The 1,242-nt window shown below is 77.1% G+C and carries 1 protein-coding gene; it reads right to left on the bottom strand.

Annotated elements, in window-relative coordinates; genetic code table 11:
• Window positions 1–1,242, bottom strand: a 1,242-nt coding sequence (locus AOK18_RS29980) for a polyketide synthase dehydratase domain-containing protein (protein WP_206281616.1), incomplete at both ends; no start/stop codon positions are given.

The following is a 1,242-nucleotide window of genomic DNA, read 5'->3' as shown; positions in this document are numbered from 1 at the left end:
CGCGACGGCCGTCGCGAGCAGGGAGTCGAGGCCGGCGGAGGACAACGAGGTGGTGGGCGTGACGTCCGGGTCGTGCAGGACGTTGCGCACGACGGCGAGCACCGAGGCCTCGACCCCGGCCCCGGAAACGGACCCGGCCCCGGCCCGGACCGGTTCGGCGGTGTGCCGGCGCGGCCGTTCCCCGGCGCTCCCGGATCCGTCGGCGGCCGTCACCGTCCGGTACTCCACGCCCTCCAGGCGCACCAGCACCCGTCCGTCCGCGGAGAGCAGGACGGCGTCCCCGCGCCGCACCCCGTCCGGCACGGCGGCTTCGGTTTCGGCTTCGGCTTCGGCTTCGAGCAGTACGTAGGCCGTCAGCTCCGGGTCGCCCCGGCGTACGACCCGCCGGACGGACACGGGGAGGTGGGTGCCCGGGGCGGCGGCGGGGTCGGCGAGGGTCAGCACCGCCATGCTCTGCAGGGCGGCGTCGAGGGCGACCGCGGTCCGTTCCGGTCCGCCGCCCGGGGAGCCCTGGATCCGGGCGAGGACGCGGCCCGGACCGAAGCGCACGTCCACCAGGGACCGCAGGGGCGCGTCGAGGTCCATGCCCTTGGCCGCGAACCAGGCGTACAGGCCCTCGGGGTCCAGCGTCCGGCCGAGCTCCGCCCGCAGGGCGGCGAGGTCGCGGGTGCCGGTCCCGTCGTCCTCCGGCGTGTCCGTGCGGTCCTCGTCCGGACGGCCGGTTTCGAGCCGGGCTATGGTCCGGCCGCCGTACCGGAAGGAGACCGGCCCGGTGCGGGCGGGATCGTGCAGGTCGCTGGTGAGGGCGTGGAGTCCGGTGCCCCGTCCCGTGAACGCGACCCTGCTCAGGACGTCGGCGCTCTTGAGGGCCAGGGCCAGCGTCAGGGCGCCCGGCACGGTCTCCTCGCCGAACACCCGGTGGGCGCGGGTCAGCCGGCGGACCGCACCGGTCGTGTCGTCCCCGCCCCCGCCCCGAGCGGCCCGTGTGCGGAAGGGGTAGGGCGGCATCCCGACCCGCCGGGCCGGCGTCCCCTCGTACACCCGGCGCCAGTCGACCTTGCCGCCGCCGACGTGGAGGACGGCGAGTCCGGTGCTCAACCGGTCGTCGGGAACACGGAGCTGGGCGGCGATCCGTTCGGGGGTGTGGGAGGTGAAGGGGGCCAGGCGGGCGGCGAGCGCCGCGTCGGCCGCCCCGGTCCGGCCCTCCAGGGGCTTCCCGTCGCGCAGGACGTGTCCGCCGGC

This window comes from Streptomyces prasinopilosus (assembly GCF_001419695.1).
In the GTDB taxonomy this organism is placed as follows: Bacteria; Actinomycetota; Actinomycetes; order Streptomycetales; family Streptomycetaceae; genus Streptomyces; species Streptomyces prasinopilosus.
Note: the sequence above shows the minus strand (reverse complement) of the source record. Positions and strands in the feature narration are given on the sequence as shown.